This window comes from Bordetella muralis, from assembly GCF_054781015.1.
This window is the reverse complement of record NZ_BAAGVF010000008.1, coordinates 576,257-596,362: the sequence shown is the minus strand read 5'-3', so window position 1 is coordinate 596,362 and position 20,106 is coordinate 576,257. Positions and strand designations below refer to the sequence as shown.

Here is a 20,106-nt window from a genome sequence, read left to right as displayed (position 1 = left end):
TCTCACGGCATCGATTGCTGGGGCGTAAAGCCCTAATCTGAACCTACTCCAACCAACAGAGGTACATATCATGTCTCTTGAAAAAGATGTCCGTTATTTGCTCGATCGCATTGAGATTGAAGATAAGGTTTCCCTTTATGGCCTTGGTCAGGACCTTCATCAGGCTGGTGCGGAAAACAAGAATGTTCTGGAACAATGGAACGACCTTTTCACGCCGGATGCGAAAATCGATTTGAGTAGCCTGGGCCTGAAGACCTATGACCTTCAAGAATATGGCGAGCTCATGCGCGGTAAGGGTATGAAGGGTGGCGGTCTTGAAGTGAAATTCAAGGCTTGGCAACATATCGAAGGGCTGGCCCGTGTAACGATTGATGGCGATACTGCCAAGTCACTTTCGTTCCACTTCCATAGTCATGAAGCTCGCGATGTAAAAGCAAATCTGATCGATGCTGGCTATTGGCACGACGAGTGGGTGCGGACGCCGGCAGGATGGCGGATCAAGGCCCGCCGGCACCAGTCCTTGTACACGAACACCTACGCGGTGATCGACGGTCCGGATTTCCTGCAGGACTAAAGGACTCTGCGGGATCCTCGGACGTGCTACGTACGAGGTCGAGTTGATCCGGGCGAAACCTGTACTTTTGGTGTTCGTCGGGATCGCTCACAACGAATTCTACTGTACGGTTACGCCCGTATCCTTAACAATCTTTTCCCACTTTGCATTTTCTGAATCGAGGAAAGTTTTTGCGTCTGCACCGGTCAGCAGGCCAGGAACGAGAAATTGCTCTTCCAGCACCTTTTGCATGCGCGCTGATTGCATGGCCTTTCCTACCTCAACCGATAAGCGGTCCACGATATCGCTCGGCGTACCTTTGGGCGCCGAAAGCAGTGCCCATGCATTGACTGAGAAGTCGGGTAAGAAATCGGACATAGCGGGCAGATCGCCGAAGGACGCTAACTTATCCTCGCTCGCTACAGCAAGTGCTCGTAGCTTACCCGCTTTCACTAGTGGCATTGCCGCATTCGCATTGTCAAACATCCACTGAATTCTTCCCGCAACAAAATCGGTCGACAGCGCCGTCGAGTTATAGGGGATGTGTTGCATATGCGTGCCGAGTCGAAGATTCAATAGTTCCCCAGCTAGATGGAGATTACTGCCTTGCCCGTAGCTCGCGAACATCATTTCGTCGGGGTGGGCTTTGGCGTATGTCAGGAACTCGGGGACCGTTTTCGCTGGAATTGAGGGGTGAATGACGAGAATGTTCGGCACGCGTGCAACCAGGGCGAGTGGAACGAAATCGTTGATCGGGTCATAGTCCGGTGCGGGGAGGACGTGTGGGCTTACGACATGTGTAGCGCTGGCTCCCAATAACAGGGTGTACCCGTCAGGTTTAGATCTTGCCACATACGCAGCGCCGATTTGGCCGCTGACCCCTGGCTTGTTCTCCACAATAACCGGACTGCCTAACTGCTCGGTGAGTTCTTGGGCCAATGCACGACCCGCTACATCCACGGATATGCCTGGCCCGTACGGCACTACGATCCGAACCGGCTTGTCTGGCCATTGTGCAAAGGCGGCGCCCGCCGTACCCATCAAAACTAGCGCCGTCGCGCAGCTGATTAATTTTTTCAACCTCATTATCTGTCTCCTGGTTGTTATATGACTTAGTTGGCAGCATTACACAAATTTGTTCGACTATCGCAACCATACGTCGCTACTGTAGATGGCGAGAGATGATATGAAAAATACATAATACCTATCTCAGTCATGCCTATTACGCATGGATAATGTTGGTTGATGAACGGCGGATGCTAGAAGCGACGAAATATGGAATAAATCGAAAGCCCTGATAGGAGCATTTACGGCGGATCCACGGCAGCTTTATTACTTTCTGGCTGTGGCGGAAAGCCAGAAAGTCAGGTCAGCATGGAAGCGGACATGTCCGCACATATGATCGATCTCGTGATTCAGGGTTCGAGGTATCCCGCTATGTTCACAAAGCATGACAGCCATGTGAATTACAAATTTCACTGCGGGTTCAATACTTCTTAGAATCAGGTGAACACAAACCGAATGCGAAAACGTCAAACGTCGTTTAGGTAGCAGACATCACGCTGCAAACACCGGAGAGGGCTTTAAGCCTTTATGCCTATGCCAAACAGCGGCGACCGTAATGCGACGCTCATCCACAAAGAGGGAGTGCCATTGTCTGATGGCATAGGGCATACGGCTAGAGGTGTGCGACTCCGCGACCTCATTGACGGCCCGATGGGAATGGATCGCTTTCTGCCATTCGCCATCGACATTACACGGGCATTGGCGGAGATACACCGCCTTGGCCTCGTTCATAGCAATCTGCAACCCTCCACCATCGTTGTCCATACCGATGATGGTATTCGACTAACCGCCTCGCGCGAGACGGAGCATCGAGTCGCTTGCCCATACGCCTCGGCCGTGTCGGAAAATTGCGATAGCACGCTCGCCTATATAGCGCCCGAACAACTGAGCGGAACGGGCTGGCCGACTGACCGACGTAGCAACTTCTATTCGTTGGGCGTGATTTTCTATCAAATGGTCGTCGGCGCGCTACCTTTTAATGCTGAAGATCCAAGTGGGTGGATTCACTGCCATGTTGCCCGTAGGCCGATAGATCCATGCCAAAGATTGGTAACCGTCCCGTCGACGGTTTCTACGATCATCATGCGGCTGCTAGCAAAGACACCACAAGAGCGGTATCAAACCGCGGCAGGTATCATCAGCGACCTGGAACGCTGTCTCAAGGCCTGGATCGCGACGTTCGATATCATGCCATTTGAGCTGGCCGCTGACGACACTCCCGATGAATTAGCTATCCCGGATAAGCTCTATGGGCGTGATCGCGAATTAGCGACGATGATTGACTGTCTGGATCGGGTAGCACGCACCGGTATTCCTGAGCTACTGCTCATTGCAGGCTATTCGGGTACTGGTAAATCGGCACTGGTCGAGGCCATGCGTAAGGCCGTCACGCCCTCGCGTACGCTTTTTGCATCAGGAAAATTCGAACAGTACCAAGAGAACGTTCCCTATGCCACGCTGATCCAAGCACTACAAACGCTGGTTCATTCGCTGTTGAGCAAGAACGAGTCAGAGCTAACACTATGGCGGAGCCAATTCCTACAAGCATTGGGCGTACATGGAGAACTGATCACCACGCTCATCCCAGATTTGGTACTCATTATCGGCACACAGCCCCCTGCGCCGACGCTACCCTTGCTACAGGCGCAAGTTCGATTTCACTCAGTCTTTCAACGCTTTATTGGTGTTTTTGCTCAGCCTGAACATCCCTTGGTTATCTTTCTGGACGATCTGCAGTGGCTCGATACCGCCACGCTCGAACTATTGGAAGATCTCGTGCTGCGGGCAGAGTTAAAGCATCTGCTACTGATAGGGGCTTACCGGGATAACGAGATTGCCTCGAATCAAACTTTGCTCAGCATGCTCGAAAGGGTCAAAGCAGGCGCAACCCGTGTGAGCGAGATCACACTGGGGCCATTGAAGCACGATCCCCTGGTGATGATGCTGTCGGAAACCCTGCGGACCGCGAGCCGAGAAGTAGGCAAACTAGCGGAGCTCATACGCAGTAAAACCGGCGCAAATCCATACTTTGTTATTCAGTTCTTGACGATGCTGGCGGAGAATTCGCTCATCGCGTTTGATCACGATCGGATGCGATGGGTTTGGGATGCAGATCGTATCAGTACCCAGCGGCACACCGAGAATGTCGTCGAGCTCATGATTGCCAAGCTGGGACGCTTGCCTGACGCATGCCACGACGCACTACGCCTACTTGCCTGCATCGGCAATGCTGCCAACATGACCACACTGTCGTGGATATTCGAAGTCGATATCGAAGGAGTGGATGCCTTGCTATGGCCCGCCAGGCGCCAAGAATTAGTACATCGCAACGCCGAAGGCTACCGCTTTTCCCATGACCGGGTCCAGGAAGCCGCGCTCTCGCGTGTGCCAGAGCCGATGCTAGCGCAAGCAAAGCTGCGCATCGGCAGGCTCCTGCTGCGCCATACGCCGACGGACCAGCGCGAAGGCTCGATATTCGATATCGTCAACCAACTAAACTATGCGGTCGAGTTGATCGTCCGTAGCGACGAACGCGTGAAACTCGCCGAACTGAACCTAATCGCTGGAAGGCGTGCGAAAGCCTCGGTAGCCTATGCATCGGCCCTGAACTATTTCCAGGCGGGTTCCGCACTTATCAATGCGCAAACCTGGGCTACACACAGAGAGTTATCCTTTGCACTGGAGTTTCATCTCGCCGAATGCGAGTTCGTGACGGGTGAGCTGGCCTATGCCGGCCCACGCCTAGCGGCGTTGCACGAACGCGCATTGACCAACGCTGAGTCGTCGGCAGTCACGTGCCTACGAGGAGAGATCTATGTTACCAAGGGACAGCACGGCCGTGCCGTGGCAGTGGCGGTCGACTATCTACGGCACACGGGTTGTGATTGGTCCGACCACCCCTCCAGTCAAGACGTCTGGCGCGAGCACCAGCGATTACGTCGGCGACTGCGGACCCGTCCTATAGACACGCTGCGCGAATTGCCGCCGATGACGCAATCGACAGCCTGCGCCACGATGGAAGTACTGCTGCAGTTGGCGCCCGCAGCACTGGCGTACGATGACAACCTGCTATGTCTCAGCGTATGCCGTATGGTGAATCTGAGCTTGGAGTATGGGAGCAGCGATGGAGCCTGTGCAGCGTATGTCTGGGCGGGGGTGGTGCTCGGCCCATACTTGGGCGACTACAAAACGGGATTCCGGTTCGCCCAACTTGGCTTAGATCTGGTGGATCAACGTGCGATTGAGCGGTTCAAAGCACGTGCCTATCTTCTGTTTGGCGCCCATGTCAACCCATGGACACGTCATTGCCGCGACGGTCTGCCCTTGTTAGAGCAGGCATTCAAGCAGGCTAACGACATCGGCGATGTGACCTTTGCCGGTTATAGTTGCTGCAACTCTGTGTCGACTCTTTTGGCCTGCGGCGAGACGCTCGACTTTGTCGAGCGCCGAGCGGAATTCGGCCTTGCGTATGCGCGGGAACACGGGTTCCGCTACGTGGCCGAACTGATCATTCCACAGTTGCAGTTGATCCGTATGTTGCGGGGTGCCTTACCCGTCTTGGGGCACTTCGATAGCATTGAGTTTAATGAGCCGGCCTACGAACTCCAGCTGCAAGGACACGCTATCGCCAGTTGTTGGTATTGGATACGCAAACTGCAAGCGCGTTATCTAGCTGGCGATTTTCATGCGGCCTTGCATGCAGCCTCGAGCGCCGCCCCTTTACTCTGGACCTCCACGTCGTCCTTGGAAAGAGTCGAGTACCATTTTTACTCGGCGTTAGCTCACGCCGCCCTATCCTACAACGATGACACTGCCGAGAGCACCCAACACAATCAGTCTGTCTTGCAACACCACCACCAACTTGCGCAATGGGCCGAAAACACGCCTGAAAATTTCGAAGACCGCGCGGCGTTGGTTGCGGCCGAGATTGCCCGGAGCGAGGGACGTACGCTTGATGCCATGCACTTGTACGAGCGATCAGTGGAATGCGCACGGGCACATGGCTTTATTCACCACGAAGCGATTGCCAATGAGTTGGCGGCCGATTTCTATACCGAAATCGGCTTTCAATCGATTGCACGGACCTATATTCGTGAGAGCCGACATTGTTATTTGCGGTGGGGTGCCATGGCAAAGGTTACACAGCTCGAGGCCCGTTTTCCTGAAACGCTGGAGCGACTGGAAACCACAGGCACACGCTCCCCGTCGCCAACAGCCCGACTTGAACTCGATACCGTAATCAAGGTCTCCCAAGCGATATCGGGTGAGACCATCCATGATCGGCTCATCGACACGCTAATGCGCACCGCCATGGAGCACGCAGGGGCTGAGAAGGCCGTACTGTTGCTGATGGATGCCGAGAACTATCAGATGGTCGCGCATGCCACGATCAGAGAAGAAGCTATTGAGGTTCAGACCGAGCACCCCGCTGGCGTCCTTAACGCTGTTCCGGAATCCGTGTTGCGATATGTCACGCGCCTGGGAGAAAGCGTAATTCTTGACGACGCGAGTGCTCCTAACACGTTCTCGGACGATCCATACCTCAACCAGAATCGCGTACGATCGCTGCTGTGTCTGCCATTGATTAACCGTACACGGTTGATCGGACTGCTTTATCTCGAAAACAATCTAGCAGCACGAGTATTTACCACTGACAAACTGGCCATTCTCAAACTTGTCGCTTTACAAGCTGCGATATCGTTGGAGAATACGCGCCTGTATCGTGATATCGAAGAACGCGAATCGAGAATACAGCGGTTGGTGCAATCAGACGTTATATGTATCCTGATCTGGGACCTTGACGGTCGTATCATAGACGCGAACGACGCATTCCTGAACATGTTGCAATATGACCGCGCAGATCTGCAGGCAGGACTCAGATGGTTCGATATGACACCTCCAGATTGGCAAGCGGTCCACTTGCAATCTGAAGCTCAAGAACTGCAGTCAACGGGTGCTATGCGGGCACGCGAGAAAGAGTTTTTCAGAAAAGATGGTAGCCGCGTACCTGTACTTATCGGTGCTGCGGTGTTTGAGAGCACGCCGAACCAGGGCGTAGCCTATATTCTTGATCTGACGGACTTGAAGCACGCCGAAGCACGGGCACGCGAGAACGAGCAGCGCTATAGAAGCGTGCAGATAGAATTGGCACATGCAAACCGGAGGTCTACCATGGGCCAATTGGCTGGCTCCATCGCGCACGAAATCAATCAGCCTATTACCGCGACTGTCATTAATGCTCAAGCTGCGTTGCGCGAGATGCAAAACGCAAAACCCGATCAACGGGAAATCTCAGATGCGCTTAAAAGCATTATCAAAGATGGAAATCGGGCCGGTGACATCATCACACGCATTCGCAACCTGATCAAGAACTCGCCCGCCAGCGACGATTTGCTGGAGATCAATGAGCCCATTCAAGAAGTCATCGAATTAACGCAATCCGAGGCAAAGTACAAGACCATCTCGATATTGGCCGAACTCGGCGATAGCTTGCCGATGGTCAGGGGCGACAAGGTTCAACTACAACAGGTCATGCTGAATCTCATTGTTAATGCATTCGAGGCAATGAGCACGAGCGAATCTGGCCCACGGCATTTGTTCATCCGCACGGTGGCGACTCAGGAACCAGGAGTTTCGGTGACAGTTCGAGACACTGGCCCAGGTTTAATGTCCCAACTGTTTGACGAGGCCTTCGACGCGTTTTTTACGACCAAGCCCTCTGGTTTGGGTATGGGCCTTTCAATCTGCCGTTCCATCATCGAATCTCATGGCGGAAAGATTTGGGCGAGCCCGAGCCAGCCGCACGGCGTAACTTTCCAATTTACGCTACCTGCCGCAGAATAGCCTTATGCCTCGCCCAACGCCTCTTCGATCAGTTGGATCAGCAATGCGCCGTCAAACGGCTTTATCAGAAATCCCCGTGCGCCGGCAGCCAAGGCGCGTTCGCGTGACTTATTTTCGGGAAAGCCTGTCATGAAGATCGTGGGAATGTGGTGGCCCAAAGCGAGTAGGCGAGCGTGGAATTCCAGGCCGTTGCTACCCGGCATTCGGATGTCCGATACCAAACACTGGGTGCGAAAGATCTGAGACGATTTCAGAAAATCGGCGGCGGTGGCGAAACCGTGCACCTCATAGCCCTCAAGCCGTAGCAACTTGCTCATGGCACTGCGCACAGAATCGTCATCATCAACAATGGCGACAACACTTTTTTTCGGTATGTCGTGCAAGGAACCTGCCCCATTGTCATCCGACGAAAATCCGGATTGTGGTTGCACCACCATTGCTGCAAGGTAATGGAAGCGATACTTTGATAGGCTTATTCACGTCGCATCGAACGACGGTCACAGTCTGTTGTCTTGACGCTATCATACATACGGACCAGTTCGGCGAGCGATCGCGCTCCCATTTTCTTCATCACGCGCGCTCTATGAATCTTCACCGTGATCTCGCTAATGTTGAGTTCCCACGCGATTTGCTTGTTCATGAGTCCGTCAGTTGCCAGCCCCATCACCTCACGCTCACGAGGGCTGAGCGAGCCAAATCGCAGTTGCAGCCCTTCATTGACCTTCATCGCCGTTCGTCGCTCTTGGTCGCGGCCCAACGCCGCAGCAACGGCGTCCAACAGCTCCTGGTCGCCAAACGGTTTGGTCAAAAAATCTGACGCTCCAGCTTTCATCGCCCTTACCGACATCGATATATCGCCATGACCTGTCATAAAGATGATGGGAATCTGGCTGCCGGCTTTTTCAAGTTCTAGCTGCAAATCGAGACCACTTCGACCGGGAAGGCGAATATCGAGAACCAAGCAGCTTGCTTCGTCCGGCAGTTTGCTCTGGAGCAATTCGGTCGCTGAGCCAAAAGTCCGCACGTCCACCCCGACCGCCTGAAACAGCCGCCGCAGCGCATCTCGGATCGAAAGATCGTCCTCGACAATGAGGACGACCCCTGTCGGCGCAGTGGCTGACGATAGCGACCGGTTATCATTCGGCATATCGGCATTGGTGCCGCGAGCACATTCCGATACCAAACTTGTTTCGACAATTTCCACCACGCTCGTTCCTTTATCGGGAAGCGGTGCGTCTCGCCCGCCGTAACCATCGCTATCGCTATGCCTTCACAAGCTAAGCGGATCTCGACAAGCCGTCAAGACCCCGCGCGCTTATGCGCGCACAAACGCCAAGAGATCGGGATTAATCGTATCCGCATTGGTCGTCAGCATGCCGTGCGAGAAGCCCTTATATATCTTCAACGTCCCATTCTTGACCAGCTCGGCCTGCTTGAGCGCGGCATCCGTGTACGGCACGACTTGGTCGTCGTCTCCCTGAATAATGTACGTCGGAACAGTAAGCGCTTCGAGATCAGCGGTCTGGTCGGTTTCGGAAAATGCTTTGATACCTTCGTAGTGAGCGAGCGCGCTGCCCATCATGCCCTGCCGCCACCAATTGTCGATGATGGGCTGAGAAACGGCCACGCCAGGTCGGTTAAAGCCATAAAATGGACCAGACGCCACCGCGCGAAAGAATTCTGCTCGATTGGCAGCCAATGCTGTGCGAAAGCCGTCAAACACCGACCGCGGGGTTCCTTGCGGATTGCTATCAGTCTTGACCATCAATGGCGGAACCGCACTGACCAGAATGGCCTTCGCAACCCGCCCCTGCGGCTGGCCAAACTTTGCCACGTAGCGTGCGACTTCCCCCCCGCCCGTAGAATGGCCAATATGGACGGCATTGCTCAGTTTAAGAAATTCGACGACCGCCGCTGCGTCGGCGGCGTAGTGGTCCATATCATGCCCAGTCGCGATCTGTGACGAGCGACCATGACCTCGACGATCATGGGCTACGACGCGGTAGCCGTTGGCCAGGAAGTACAGCATCTGAGTGTCCCAGTCGTCCGACGAAAGGGGCCAGCCGTGGTGGAAAACAATAGGCTGTGCCGTCTTCGGGCCCCAATCCTTATAGAAAATCTCGGCGCCATCTTTAGTGTGAATAAATCCGCTGGTCATGGTTACCGCTCCCTCTGAGGGTTGATGATGAGATGTTGTCTTTGCTACCGCCATCGTTGGAAGGTAGGCACCGGCCAAGACGCCTACCGTTCCCGCTATAAAGGCCCGCCGCGAAAGATCCATGGACGGCACTGAATGGTCACTTGATAAAGGTCCGCTCATGGCATGCGGCGGATGTTCTAATAAGGCTGTGTTCATTCCTCTGACTCCGTAATCAACGTGAACGGGCTAAGAGTCCGGGCGGCTTTCAACCAATCTACCGGTATCAGGCGAGTCGCGATAAGGCTTCGCGGACACCGGCGCCATAGGCGGGATCTGCCTTGGAACAGTTAGTGATATGCCGCTCTTGAATATCTTCTGCTACGCCTTCGAGTGCTCGGGCGGTATTCTCAAACAGGCACTGTCTTTCATTAGCACTCATGATTCGAAACAGGTCCCCGGGTTGACGAAAATAATCGTCATCCATGCGATGGTCCCAATGATCAGCCGCGCCGTCGATATCCAATGGTGGATCATTTAGCGCCGGTTGGTCGGTCCATTCACCTGCGCTATTGGGGTAGTAGCTCGGCGTACTCCCCATATTGCCGTCGGTGCGCATCGCTCCATCGCGGTGATAACTGTGGTAGGGACACCTCGGCGCGTTGACAGGGATCAGATGATGGTTCACGCCTAAGCGATAGCGGGCAGCATCACCATACGAGAACAATCGGGCTTGCAGCATCTTGTCGGGTGAAAAACTGATGCCGGGTACTACATGTGCCGGCGAAAATGCCGCTTGCTCCACGTCAGCAAATACGTTTTCAGGGTTGCGGTTGAGCTCAAAATAGCCCACCTCAATCAGCGGATAGTCCGCCTTCGGCCAGACCTTGGTCAAATCAAACGGGTTATAGGGAAAGGCCTTGGCTTGCGCATCGGTCATCACCTGAATAAACATGGTCCATCGCGGAAAGTTGCCCGCTTCGATGCTCTCAAACAGATCCCGATGATGTGATTCACGATCCTTGCCGACCAGGTCCTGCGCCTGTCTATCGCTTAAGTTCTCGATGCCCTGCTGCGTGCGAAAGTGATACTTGACCCAGACACGTTCATTAGCGGCATTGATAAAACTATACGTATGGCTGCTAAAGCCGTGCATGTGCCGGAAGCTTTTCGGGATACCACGATCGCTCATCACAATGGTGACCTGATGCAAGGCTTCGGGAAGAAGCGACCAGAAATCCCAATTATTGTTCGCACTGCGCAGTCCGGTGCGGGGATCCCGCTTAATCGCGTGATTCAGGTCAGGGAAACGCAGAGGATCTCGGAAAAAGAACACAGGCGTGTTGTTGCCCACCATGTCCCAGTTTCCCTCCTCCGTATAGAACTTCAGGGCGAAGCCACGAATGTCGCGCTCGGCATCGGCAGCGCCACGCTCACCAGCGACGGTCGAGAATCTCGCGAACATTGGCGTCTGCTTGCCTATCTCGGAGAAAATTTTCGCTTTGGTATACCGTGTAATGTCATGCGTGACCGTAAACGTACCAAAGGCCCCGGCCCCCTTTGCATGCATTCGGCGTTCCGGAATCACCTCGCGATCAAAGTGAGCGAGCTTCTCGATCAGCCAGACGTCTTGCAAGAGTGCTGGGCCGCGCCGACCTGCCGTCTGGATATTAAGGTTGTCGCTAACAGGCGCGCCCGTCGCATGGGTCAGATATTTGGATTTGTCGTTCATGGAGATTACTCCTAACAGCTCTGTTGAGCACGTCGCCGCAGAGCGAAGATGGGGCAGGGTGCGTCAGCCATGCCAGTGCGAACATCGGATGAGGTTGCAAAAGTTGGCAGGCTTGAACTGCGGGTCTTTATCGGCGAGCACATCGGCCTTGACGTTGCCGAACGTCGTGTGCGGCTTATGTTTGATACCGTCGTAGAAAGCCTGAATAATGTCTTCTTTGAAATGTACTGGCCTGGGAAACGCATGCACAATTGCATCTCGCTGGGCATCAGAGTATTCATCGTACGCAAAGCCCAGAACGTCCATTTCTACGCCAGCGGTCAGCAGCGCAATAACGGGGTCCATATATTCAGGGATGCCAGGCGTCGTATGTAATGCTATGGCAGTCCATACCGTGTCCACATCGGATTTCGCAATGCCGTGACTGCTTAGAAAATCGCGGGCGACATTGGCACCATCGACTTCAAAGCGTTTATCGATACTGCTATGAGCAGGTACCAAGCCCATATCATGAAACATCGCGCCCGCGTAGAGCAGCTCTTCATCGAATTTAATGCCGCGGCGTTTTCCTGCCAAAGCAGCGAATTGATAGACTCGGCAGGAATGATTGAACAACAGGTCATTTTCGGTGGCACGGACGAGTTCTTTGATTTCCCGAGCGAGCTGGCTGTCGGGGATTCTTGCAAAGTTGATATCGGACATGTGACGAATCCTATGAAAGATAGGTGAGACTTAAAAGGACCACTTAATCCCAAAGTGGTTGGTGCCGTTGGTGAAGGCCCCAGGCACGACGACCGTCGTCTCAATGCCCCAGAGGGCGAGTGCTTGCGCGGCGAGTAGCCCGAAGCCGCTGGATGCACCCGTAATAAGGATGATGTTCTTAGACATGGACAGACTCCTTGCACAACAAAGATCTCGGTAATCAGATGATTCCGCCATTGGCTCGCAATGTCTGCCCATTTATCCAGGCGCCGTCAGGCCCCACGAGGAATGACACGACATTGGCAATTTCCGCTGGGCTGCCAATGCGCTCCAGCGGAGCCAGTTTTGCGAAATGATCGATGACTTCCTGGGGCCGATCGTCAAAAAACAGCGCGGTTCCCGTCGGGCCGGGCGCTACGGCGTTGACGGTGATGCTCCGTCCCCTCATTTCCTTCGCGAGAATGGTGGTCATGGCTTCAATCGCGGCCTTTGTCGCGGCATACACGCCATAGGTAGGATGCAACATCGCCGTCTGACTGGTAGACAGATTGACGATGCTTCCGCCCTGATTCAGGCGCCGTGAGGCCTCACGGAGCATGTTGAACGTGCCCTTCAAATTGATTGAGATTTGCTGATTGAAGAGGCCATCGTCGCTCTCGGCGATCGTAGCTAGCCTCATGATGCCGGCGTTGTTGACCAATACATCAACCCCCCCGAACGCCGCTTCCGCCACATCCCACAACCGAGCGACGGCGACAGGATCGCTCACATCAGCCCTGAAGCTCCGTGCCTTGCCCCCTTCCTTCTCAATCTTTGCGACCAGGTTCTCTGCCGGGGCCGGACTCCCGGAAAAATTGACAATGACATTGAAGCCGTCTTTTGCTAGACGCTCGGCAATCGCAGCGCCAATCCCTCGCGAGGAGCCCGTCACAACTGCGGTCTTGCAATGATCAGCCATTTCCGTTGCCTTCTCAGTTTGGAGTCAGTGAAGGCATTCTGCCTATAAGGCCGAACCCGCGAAATCATACATGCGTATATCAATGCTGGATCAGAGACCCGAGGTAGACCAACAAGTGTCGTAACGGGATGGAACTCAAAGTGCCATCGGGTCCGCACAATACGACGCACCTACTAATCGGAATTTAGTAGTTTCGAAGAGTAGTCCATGTGATTTACGGAAGGCACCTCGGGGGTCACGGCAGCTAAGGTGCGGAAAATTCATGTCGCTCAAATATTGATTGACATATCTGTCAAAAATAATTAACGTTTGATCGTTGACATGATTGTCAATGATGATTTTCCAGCTTTTCCAGCTTTTCCAGCTTTTCCAGCTTTTACTGATCGAGATTAACTATGAAAAAACAGTTGTTAACTTTGTCTGTGATGCTGGCCACGATGAGTGCCAGCTCACGGGCGCCGGTCTTCCCCTGGGTGGACGCGCTGGACGGAAATGGCGCACCTGACCTTTATCTGAGATCCAAATCAGCGCAGCGGGAGAAATAATATGACTGTCCGGAAACCCACCGAAATCGTTAACGAGTTTTGGCAAAAGGTATGGAGTGAGAAGAATCCAGCGGCCGCCGACCATCTGGTGGCAGAGGATTTTCACATCACGTCTGGTGGCGTGGTGATTGGCCCACGCGAGGAGTTCAAAGCCTGGGTACGTCAGTTTCTCGACTCGATTAACGACTTTAAATTTGAAGTGCTCGAGATTTTTCAGAATGAAGAAGGAAACCGCGTTGTGACCCGGTGGGTTGTGACGGGCAAGAACAATGGGCTCATGGGATTCGAACCCTGTCAATCGCCCATTCACATGACGGGTACTGCGATCATCCACGTTCGAGATGATGGCCTGCTTCAGCATAACTGGGTCGAGCGCAACGCGCTCGAAGTCCATAGGAATTTGGCTTCCAACAAGACCTGATACATAGCTCGACCCTATAAGGTACGCCGGATGGACATTGCCCAGGAAGCCTCAGTGCCATGTTGAAAGTCCCCAATCGATACAGCCACTTCGTATTTAGCGCAATACAGTCAGGACTGACGTGCTGCATTGCTTCGGCCATCTCCAGTGCTCCATTCTATTCAGAGGGGAGCTTCGTCAGTCATTGGGGACATGCCTATGTGGTTTCCTGGACGGTAATGCTTCCTCTTGCATTAGTGGCCTCCCCCGTTATCCGTAAGCTTGCTCATTGGATGACGAACTGAGCCTCGGCGAATTATGCCGGCTGCGAAGCCATACAACAGGGATAGACGAATGGGACACACAATCACCGAGAAAATACTTGCGCGTGCGGCGGCGCTTCCAGCAGTCAGCGTTGGCGACGAGATCATGGTCAAACCAGATTTTGTGTTGGCGTATGATTTCCCCGGCTATACCGACGTGTACTTTAAGCAGATTAAAGTTATTTCTGGGTCGCGGAAGCTGGCCGAACCTGAGAGGTTCGGAATTTTCATCGACCATATGATTCCGGCCGCCACCCCACAGGAAGCAGACTTTCACGAAGAGACCCGCCAATGGGGCAAAGAAAACGAGGTCAACGTCATCGAACGCAGAGGCATTGGCCACCAAGTCGCGGCTGAAATAGGTTATGCCGTACCAGGTGCGCTGGTGCTCCATTTCGATCCACATGTTTCGCAAGTCGGCACGTTTACCCAGCGAGCGATCAAGTATTCTGCACTGTTATAGACGCGGACCCGACGGCCTACCCGGATCATCAGATGGGGCTGGTCGGCTATTTGGCCCAGTTTTGCTGGGCGACTTTACTTTGCAAAAAATCGCAGAATGCCCGAATCCTCGGGCTAATGTTTTTGCGGCTGGGATAGATCAACTGGATGGGCTCTTTGCACGGGTCCTGATAGTCGGTTAGCACGGGGATTAGCCTGCCGTTCAGCAGATCAGTGCCAATATGGAACTCAGCTAGTCGAACGATCCCGAAACCGTCCAGGGCGAGGTCGCGTGCGACCTCGCCCTGGGTAGTGGTAATGGCGTAGGCGGGCCGCACATGAATGGCTTCAGCCATGGGATTGGTAAATGGCCACACGTTCCAATCGCTTTTGAAGGTGAATCCTATACAGCTATGCGAACTCAGATCTTGAGGATGTCGCGGTATGCCGCGTTTAGCTAGATAGGATGGCGAGGCACAAGTTATCCAACGGCTCGCGGCAATGGTTCTGGCAATTAATGTGGAGTCGGGCAGGGGGCCGCTATGAATCGCAATGTCCACGCCGTCGTCAAAGACATCTACATACTGTGGCCCAATCATCAAATCCACTTTGAGATTTGGATAACGCTGGAGAAATTCAGGCAGCCATGGAACCACCTGATGCCTAGCAAAAGTTAGCATGGTGTGGATACGAAGCGTCCCCGATATCGTGTCGCGCAACGCGGTCCCGTGTTCGAGCGCTGCTGCCATGGCATCCACAGCGGCCTGCGCAGTGGGCAGGTAAGACTGCCCCTCCTCTGTGAGCAAAACTGCCCGCGCCTGTCGTGTGAACAAGCGGACTTCAAGGCGATTTTCCAAACGCGAAACGAGTTTGCTGACCGCTGATGGCGTCAGGTCAAGGTGTCGCGCCGCAGCAGAAAAACTTCTATCGCGTGCGGCCTGGACGAACGCGGCGAGCTCGGCGTGATGATCCAATTCTAGCCTCCGAAAATAGATTTCTTGTTGTTCGGCGCTCGTTGATAGGGGAGAGCTGTGAACAAACGGAATACATACTTTTCCACACGAATGTAGAGTTTCAGGGCGATTAAAAACACACTTATGTCTCTGTCAATGCGCGCTCAGAAAATCGAGCGGCGTTCAGTTACCCCATCAATCTCAAGAATGTAGAGACATGACTTATCCCGTTACTACAACATCAAATTTTTCGCGAGAATTTCACAACCCCCGGGGTGTGGTGGCCGCTGTCGATCCAATGCCCCCGGACGCACGACACGACATTTTCATTCAGGATCCTATGCATGTCCATGACGCGTACTGGGTACCTCAGGCCGAAGGCGTTTGGTTTCTTCCGCTCTGTCTTGGTGTGACCCAGGGCTACTACGTTAACTTGCTACGCGTACGCAAATCCGGCGTACTGTCCTGCCATAAACACCTCGGCGCGGTCCACGCGCACGTTTTGAAAGGACGTTGGTTTTATCTCGAGCATCCAGAGGTCTACTCCGAAGGTTCATTCATTATGGAGCCGCCGGGAGAGACGCACACCCTGGTGGTGCCCGAGGATATTTCCGAGATGATCACGTGGTTCCACAACACATCTGGATATATCTATCTGGACGGTCAAGACATCATCGGTCATGAGGATGTCTTCACCAAGCTTGCAGCCGCTCGTCAGCATTACGAAGAACAGGGGCTGGATCAACGTATTTTGGATCGAATTCTCCGATAAGCCGGCCGGGACGGCTTAGAACACGCATGGCTCCGTGAATGGAGCCCTTTACTACCATAAAAAGCAGAGACAACAAATGGACGCCGAAATCGGTTACTTGACGCCCGGACGAACGCGCCGGCGCAGTATAGCCAGAACAATATTTGCCGGCAGCATTGGCAATACCGTGGAATGGTTCGACTGGACAATCTACACGGTATTCGCCATCTATTTCAGCAATCAGTTCTTCCCCAGCCAAGACACAACCGTCGCACTTCTGGCCACTTTCTCGGTCTTTGCCATCGGGTTTTTCATGCGTCCACTGGGTGGGTGGCTGATTGGCACCTTCTCTGATCGCCATGGAAGACGTAGTGCGCTCACCCTGTCGATCCTCCTGATGGCGGTGCCATCATTGGTTATCGCATTGCTGCCGACATACAGCCAGATCGGCGTCTTCGCGCCGATTCTGTTGGTACTGGCACGAATGACCCAGGGGCTATCCGTGGGCGGAGAGTATGGCGCTGCCACTACTTTTTTAACTGAATCAGCACCTGCTAAACGCAGAGGATTCTATGGCAGCTTTTTATTTCTAAGCATCGCCCTCGGCCTGCTCATAGCCTCAGGTATCGCATGGGTGCTGACAAATAACCTGAATCGCACCCAGATGGAGTTATTTGGCTGGCGCATACCGTTTCTAATTGGAGGGCTCGCGTCACTCATTGGACTGTGGTTGAGGCGAAACGTCGACGAAACGCAAGCGTATAAGGATATGGCGAACAAGGGGGAAATCCCCAAGCGATCACTGCGATGGATATGGCGCCATCATCGACCAGCGGTGCTGCGGCTGATCGGTACCAGCGTGTTGCCTGCATTTAGTTTCTACCTGTTCGTCAGCTACCTTCCTATTTATGCCATTCAACGTGGCGGCGCGACGCCGGAAGTCGCCTTCAGGGCGAGCACGGTCAGTATCGCCATCTTCATGTGCGCGTTGCCCTTCTTCGGCAGATTCTCCGATCGTTTTGGACGCAAACCACAGTTGATCGCGTTCGCTTGCGCGTATCTTTTCTTCCTGTACCCCGTAGTGAACTCGGTGGGGTCCGGATTCTGGTCAGTGCTCCTGGTCGAATGCTTCGGGTTGTTAGCTTATGGTTTGTACGCCTCCATAGCACCGGCGATGATGGCAGAGCTGTTCAACACCGAGGTGCGCGCGGTCGGTATAGGAGCGTTCTATAACGTTGTCATCGCACTTCTCGGTGGGACGACGCCATACCTGATGGCTTGGTTGCAGAGCATTAATTTAGAGTCCTGGTTTCTAGTTTATGTGTGCGCTGGGGCCGCAATCAGTCTGTACTCGTTCATCGAAATGCCCGAAACGCGAGGAAAGACGTTGGACTGATGGAGTCTATGCGAAGCGGTGCTATTGTCCGTGAGTTAAGAGATATGAATTTCAGAGGAGAATCCATATCGAAAGAGTATGGCTGATATACAAATTATCGATTTTACGGATTACGAAGGCTGTCATACAGTTCACTAGCGATGCCGCATGGGCAGGTACGTGAGGCATAGGAAGAACAGCGCAAGATAAACATAAAGAGGACGGACATAAGGATGACAACACTTGACGCGCTTTTCACAGTTAAAGGCAAAGTCGTAGCCATCACGGGCGGTGGCGGCGCAATAGGGCAGGCCTCTGCGCTCTTGCTATCGAGCGCGGGAGCAACAGTCGCCCTGCTTGATAGAAATCTCGCCGCTGCACAAGAAGGGCAGCGGAAGGTGGAAGATCAAGGCGGCAATGCCATGGCCCTGGAGTGCGATATCACGTCGCCCGAGCAAGTCAAACAAGCATTTGCCAGCGTGCTCACCCAGCATCAACGTCTTGATGTCCTGGTAAACAATGCCGCGCTCGTCCGAAGGGTGCCGGCGTTGGATACCACACTGGCGGAGTGGAGAGAGGTCATGGACGTCAACCTCAATGCCGCCTTTGTCTGTTCAACCGAAGCCGCTCGTCACATGCGCGACGGCGGTGCGATCATTAATCTGGCCTCGATCATGGGGGTTTCAGGCGGCGGGGCTTATCCCATTGCGTCCTATCACGCCAGCAAAGGCGGCTTGATCAATCTCACGCGGGCTCTCGCGGTCGAATGGGCGCACATGAAGATTCGCGTCAACGCCATCGCACCGACGTGGGTAAGAACAGAGTTCACCAAGGCCTTGCTGGACGATCCCAAGGTTTCGTCGGAACTGCTGAAACTGATGCCGATGCGGCAATTCGCCGAAACACAGGATGTGGCGGCAGCCGTTCTTTATCTGGCCTCACCCGCGTCTCGAATGGTGACTGGGCACGTCCTTGCGGTCGACGGCGGCTATCTGGCCAGCTAGACGCAGATTCAAATAAATAGGAGACAAAAGTGATTCATGAATATCGCACTTACACCTTACATCCAGGCAGCTTGGCGCGCTATCTGGAATTGGCGGAATCTGTCGTCCAGCCTATTCGGCAGGACAAATACGGCCGATTAATTGGATTCTGGTATAGCGAGTTCGGCTCGCTGCATCAAGTACACCACATTTGGGAATACTCCTCTCTTGATCAGCGCCAGGCTGATCGAAAGGAATTGTTCGAGCGCAAGGACTGGATGGGGCAATTCATTGCGCACGCCTGGCCCACCATGCAAATCCAGGATGTGCGATTCATGATTCCCCTAGTGGATTACGACTTTGTCGAGAAACCGCACAAGCTCTATGAGGCTCGGCTCTATCGCACCGAAGTTGGTAAATACAGGGAAGGGGCAGAGGCCGTAAGTCTGCGACCACTCTCCGATGGCGCCTCCCGGATAGGGCTGTGGCGCTGTGAGACGCCTCAGCCGAACGAGATTTGTGAGCTGGTGGCGTACGCAACCTATGAAGATCGATTGGCCGATGCGATGCAGACAAGCCATCAGCAGCACTGGTGGAAAGAATTCGGCGCGACGTTTATTGCAACTGATTCGACGCTGCTGCTGCCGATCAGTATTTCTCCCGTGAAATAAACCCGCTCATCGAGACATCCATGACCACTCAAAAAACGACTCCACAGACTTAAACGATCTCGGCCGAGGCGATGAAGCAGTTGCCGATTGGTCTGCGCGCTCTGCATCTCCGCGGACCCCGTCCGCGAAGTAACTGGTGTCACTGTACGGCTTACAGGGGCGTCCGGTTAAACGCCTGAGCGAATTCATCCGAGTAGATCTTGGCCAGCGCGACGCGCAATGCGGCAGCCTGGTCGAACCCGTAGACTTCCTCGAAACGTCGCTGCGCCTTGCGCCACAACGCGTTAGATTCGGCCAGCTTGGCAAGCCCGCTCGGCGTGGCCTCGATCAACCTGCTGCGTCCATCGGCCGCATTGGGCTTCTGCATGACGTAGCCGTCGCGCTCCAATGGCTTGATATTGCGGGCCAACGCTGAGCGGTCCAATACCATTGCCTGAGCCAGTTCGCTCATGGTCGGACGGCCCCCGAGCCGCTGGATGTGGAGGAGGACGGAGCGTTGCGAAACCGTCAGCCCGCAAGGCGCCAGCGCGGCATCGTAGAGCTGAGTCACGCGGCGAGTTGCCTTGCGCAGCGCAACGCCATTGCAAACGAGGGGATCCTTGGTACTGGCCTGAGTCATGTTGAAGTCTGTTCGCCCGTGCGTTAGCCCGGAAACGTTAAGGGCCGCAACAGG

General features: G+C 54.1%; 20 protein-coding genes. 10 read left to right on the top strand and 10 right to left on the bottom strand.

Annotated features, from left to right (window positions below; genetic code table 11):
- Nucleotides 1–70: 70 nt before the first annotated feature.
- A complete protein-coding gene (locus ACYVIT_RS20495; RefSeq protein ID WP_415804318.1) occupies nucleotides 71–574 on the top strand; it encodes a nuclear transport factor 2 family protein in 504 nt (167 codons plus the stop codon).
- A 99-nt stretch (nucleotides 575–673) separates the two neighbouring features.
- Here ACYVIT_RS20495 and ACYVIT_RS20490 read toward each other — a convergent pair whose 3' ends face one another.
- Nucleotides 674–1,639 carry a Bug family tripartite tricarboxylate transporter substrate binding protein gene (locus tag ACYVIT_RS20490; protein WP_415804317.1) on the bottom strand — a complete coding sequence of 322 codons (966 nt, stop codon included), beginning with the start codon at nucleotides 1,637–1,639 and terminating at the stop codon, nucleotides 674–676.
- A gap of 636 nt (nucleotides 1,640–2,275) precedes the next feature.
- Between ACYVIT_RS20490 and ACYVIT_RS20485 the strand changes: the two genes are divergently transcribed.
- The gene (locus tag ACYVIT_RS20485) at nucleotides 2,276–7,462 is read left to right on the top strand and encodes a trifunctional serine/threonine-protein kinase/ATP-binding protein/sensor histidine kinase (RefSeq protein WP_415804316.1); all 5,187 of its coding nucleotides are present in this window, start codon (nucleotides 2,276–2,278) and stop codon (nucleotides 7,460–7,462) included.
- A gap of 2 nt (nucleotides 7,463–7,464) precedes the next feature.
- On the opposite strand, the gene ACYVIT_RS20480 is transcribed toward ACYVIT_RS20485, so the two are convergent.
- From ACYVIT_RS20480 to ACYVIT_RS20450, 7 genes are all read right to left on the bottom strand, one after another.
- Nucleotides 7,465–7,899, bottom strand: a complete 435-nt coding sequence (locus ACYVIT_RS20480) for a response regulator transcription factor (protein WP_415804315.1) — start codon at nucleotides 7,897–7,899, stop codon at nucleotides 7,465–7,467.
- A gap of 35 nt (nucleotides 7,900–7,934) precedes the next feature.
- Nucleotides 7,935–8,669: a response regulator transcription factor gene (locus tag ACYVIT_RS20475; RefSeq protein ID WP_415804314.1), complete on the bottom strand. Its 735-nt coding sequence runs from the start codon at nucleotides 8,667–8,669 to the stop codon at nucleotides 7,935–7,937.
- A 108-nt stretch (nucleotides 8,670–8,777) separates the two neighbouring features.
- A complete protein-coding gene (locus ACYVIT_RS20470) occupies nucleotides 8,778–9,620 on the bottom strand; it encodes an alpha/beta fold hydrolase (protein WP_415804822.1) in 843 nt (280 codons plus the stop codon).
- A 265-nt stretch (nucleotides 9,621–9,885) separates the two neighbouring features.
- Nucleotides 9,886–11,331 carry a catalase gene (locus tag ACYVIT_RS20465; protein WP_415804313.1) on the bottom strand — a complete coding sequence of 482 codons (1,446 nt, stop codon included), beginning with the start codon at nucleotides 11,329–11,331 and terminating at the stop codon, nucleotides 9,886–9,888.
- 63 nt (nucleotides 11,332–11,394) lie between these two features.
- Complete coding sequence (locus tag ACYVIT_RS20460; protein ID WP_415804312.1) at nucleotides 11,395–12,033, bottom strand: HD domain-containing protein; 639 nt, start codon at nucleotides 12,031–12,033, stop codon at nucleotides 11,395–11,397.
- A gap of 30 nt (nucleotides 12,034–12,063) precedes the next feature.
- Complete coding sequence (locus ACYVIT_RS20455; RefSeq protein ID WP_415804841.1) at nucleotides 12,064–12,219, bottom strand: hypothetical protein; 156 nt, start codon at nucleotides 12,217–12,219, stop codon at nucleotides 12,064–12,066.
- Between the two features lie 34 nt (nucleotides 12,220–12,253).
- Nucleotides 12,254–12,991 carry an SDR family oxidoreductase gene (locus ACYVIT_RS20450; RefSeq protein ID WP_415804311.1) on the bottom strand — a complete coding sequence of 246 codons (738 nt, stop codon included), beginning with the start codon at nucleotides 12,989–12,991 and terminating at the stop codon, nucleotides 12,254–12,256.
- A gap of 331 nt (nucleotides 12,992–13,322) precedes the next feature.
- On the opposite strand from ACYVIT_RS20450, the gene ACYVIT_RS20445 reads away from it, so the two are divergent.
- Genes ACYVIT_RS20445 through ACYVIT_RS20430 form a run of 4 tightly spaced genes read left to right on the top strand, consistent with a single transcriptional unit; the run spans nucleotide 13,323 to nucleotide 14,722 of the window.
- A complete protein-coding gene (locus tag ACYVIT_RS20445; protein WP_415804310.1) occupies nucleotides 13,323–13,496 on the top strand; it encodes a hypothetical protein in 174 nt (57 codons plus the stop codon).
- Nucleotides 13,497–13,537: 41 nt separating this feature from the next.
- A complete protein-coding gene (locus ACYVIT_RS20440; protein WP_415804309.1) occupies nucleotides 13,538–13,957 on the top strand; it encodes an ester cyclase in 420 nt (139 codons plus the stop codon).
- 59 nt (nucleotides 13,958–14,016) lie between these two features.
- Nucleotides 14,017–14,241, top strand: a complete 225-nt coding sequence (locus ACYVIT_RS20435) for a DUF2798 domain-containing protein (protein WP_415804308.1) — start codon at nucleotides 14,017–14,019, stop codon at nucleotides 14,239–14,241.
- A gap of 49 nt (nucleotides 14,242–14,290) precedes the next feature.
- A complete protein-coding gene (locus ACYVIT_RS20430; RefSeq protein WP_415804307.1) occupies nucleotides 14,291–14,722 on the top strand; it encodes a hypothetical protein in 432 nt (143 codons plus the stop codon).
- Nucleotides 14,723–14,768: 46 nt separating this feature from the next.
- On the opposite strand, the gene ACYVIT_RS20425 is transcribed toward ACYVIT_RS20430, so the two are convergent.
- Nucleotides 14,769–15,674, bottom strand: coding sequence for a LysR family transcriptional regulator (locus ACYVIT_RS20425; RefSeq protein ID WP_460478284.1), 906 nt, complete (start codon nucleotides 15,672–15,674; stop codon nucleotides 14,769–14,771).
- 196 nt (nucleotides 15,675–15,870) lie between these two features.
- On the opposite strand from ACYVIT_RS20425, the gene ACYVIT_RS20420 reads away from it, so the two are divergent.
- From ACYVIT_RS20420 to ACYVIT_RS20405, 4 genes are all read left to right on the top strand, one after another.
- Nucleotides 15,871–16,425: a 2,4'-dihydroxyacetophenone dioxygenase family protein gene (locus ACYVIT_RS20420; protein WP_415804305.1), complete on the top strand. Its 555-nt coding sequence runs from the start codon at nucleotides 15,871–15,873 to the stop codon at nucleotides 16,423–16,425.
- 76 nt (nucleotides 16,426–16,501) lie between these two features.
- The gene (locus ACYVIT_RS20415; RefSeq protein ID WP_415804304.1) at nucleotides 16,502–17,800 is read left to right on the top strand and encodes an MFS transporter; all 1,299 of its coding nucleotides are present in this window, start codon (nucleotides 16,502–16,504) and stop codon (nucleotides 17,798–17,800) included.
- Nucleotides 17,801–18,012: 212 nt separating this feature from the next.
- A complete protein-coding gene (locus ACYVIT_RS20410) occupies nucleotides 18,013–18,783 on the top strand; it encodes an SDR family NAD(P)-dependent oxidoreductase (RefSeq protein WP_415804303.1) in 771 nt (256 codons plus the stop codon).
- Nucleotides 18,784–18,812: 29 nt separating this feature from the next.
- A complete protein-coding gene (locus tag ACYVIT_RS20405; RefSeq protein WP_415804302.1) occupies nucleotides 18,813–19,433 on the top strand; it encodes an NIPSNAP family protein in 621 nt (206 codons plus the stop codon).
- Nucleotides 19,434–19,584: 151 nt separating this feature from the next.
- Here the strand turns inward: ACYVIT_RS20405 and ACYVIT_RS20400 are convergent, their stop codons facing one another.
- Entirely contained in the window at nucleotides 19,585–20,052 is a 468-nt protein-coding gene (locus ACYVIT_RS20400; RefSeq protein ID WP_415804301.1) for a MarR family winged helix-turn-helix transcriptional regulator, read from the bottom strand.
- Nucleotides 20,053–20,106 lie beyond the last annotated feature (54 nt).

Bases quoted from the DNA above. Each gene is read 5' to 3' on its own strand.
- ACYVIT_RS20495 (WP_415804318.1), top strand. From the start codon at position 71: ATGTCTCTTGAAAAAGATGTCCGTTATTTGCTCGATCGCATTGAGATT.
- ACYVIT_RS20490 (WP_415804317.1), bottom strand. From the start codon at position 1,639: ATGAGGTTGAAAAAATTAATCAGCTGCGCGACGGCGCTAGTTTTGATG.
- ACYVIT_RS20485 (WP_415804316.1), top strand. From the start codon at position 2,276: ATGGATCGCTTTCTGCCATTCGCCATCGACATTACACGGGCATTGGCG.
- ACYVIT_RS20480 (WP_415804315.1), bottom strand. From the start codon at position 7,899: ATGGTGGTGCAACCACAATCCGGATTTTCGTCGGATGACAATGGGGCA.
- ACYVIT_RS20470 (WP_415804822.1), bottom strand. From the start codon at position 9,620: ATGACCAGCGGATTTATTCACACTAAAGATGGCGCCGAGATTTTCTAT.
- ACYVIT_RS20465 (WP_415804313.1), bottom strand. From the start codon at position 11,331: ATGAACGACAAATCCAAATATCTGACCCATGCGACGGGCGCGCCTGTT.
- ACYVIT_RS20460 (WP_415804312.1), bottom strand. From the start codon at position 12,033: ATGTCCGATATCAACTTTGCAAGAATCCCCGACAGCCAGCTCGCTCGG.
- ACYVIT_RS20455 (WP_415804841.1), bottom strand. From the start codon at position 12,219: ATGTCTAAGAACATCATCCTTATTACGGGTGCATCCAGCGGCTTCGGG.
- ACYVIT_RS20450 (WP_415804311.1), bottom strand. From the start codon at position 12,991: ATGGCTGATCATTGCAAGACCGCAGTTGTGACGGGCTCCTCGCGAGGG.
- ACYVIT_RS20445 (WP_415804310.1), top strand. From the start codon at position 13,323: ATGATGATTTTCCAGCTTTTCCAGCTTTTCCAGCTTTTCCAGCTTTTA.
- ACYVIT_RS20440 (WP_415804309.1), top strand. From the start codon at position 13,538: ATGACTGTCCGGAAACCCACCGAAATCGTTAACGAGTTTTGGCAAAAG.
- ACYVIT_RS20435 (WP_415804308.1), top strand. From the start codon at position 14,017: ATGTTGAAAGTCCCCAATCGATACAGCCACTTCGTATTTAGCGCAATA.
- ACYVIT_RS20430 (WP_415804307.1), top strand. From the start codon at position 14,291: ATGGGACACACAATCACCGAGAAAATACTTGCGCGTGCGGCGGCGCTT.
- ACYVIT_RS20420 (WP_415804305.1), top strand. From the start codon at position 15,871: ATGACTTATCCCGTTACTACAACATCAAATTTTTCGCGAGAATTTCAC.
- ACYVIT_RS20415 (WP_415804304.1), top strand. From the start codon at position 16,502: ATGGACGCCGAAATCGGTTACTTGACGCCCGGACGAACGCGCCGGCGC.
- ACYVIT_RS20410 (WP_415804303.1), top strand. From the start codon at position 18,013: ATGACAACACTTGACGCGCTTTTCACAGTTAAAGGCAAAGTCGTAGCC.
- ACYVIT_RS20400 (WP_415804301.1), bottom strand. From the start codon at position 20,052: ATGACTCAGGCCAGTACCAAGGATCCCCTCGTTTGCAATGGCGTTGCG.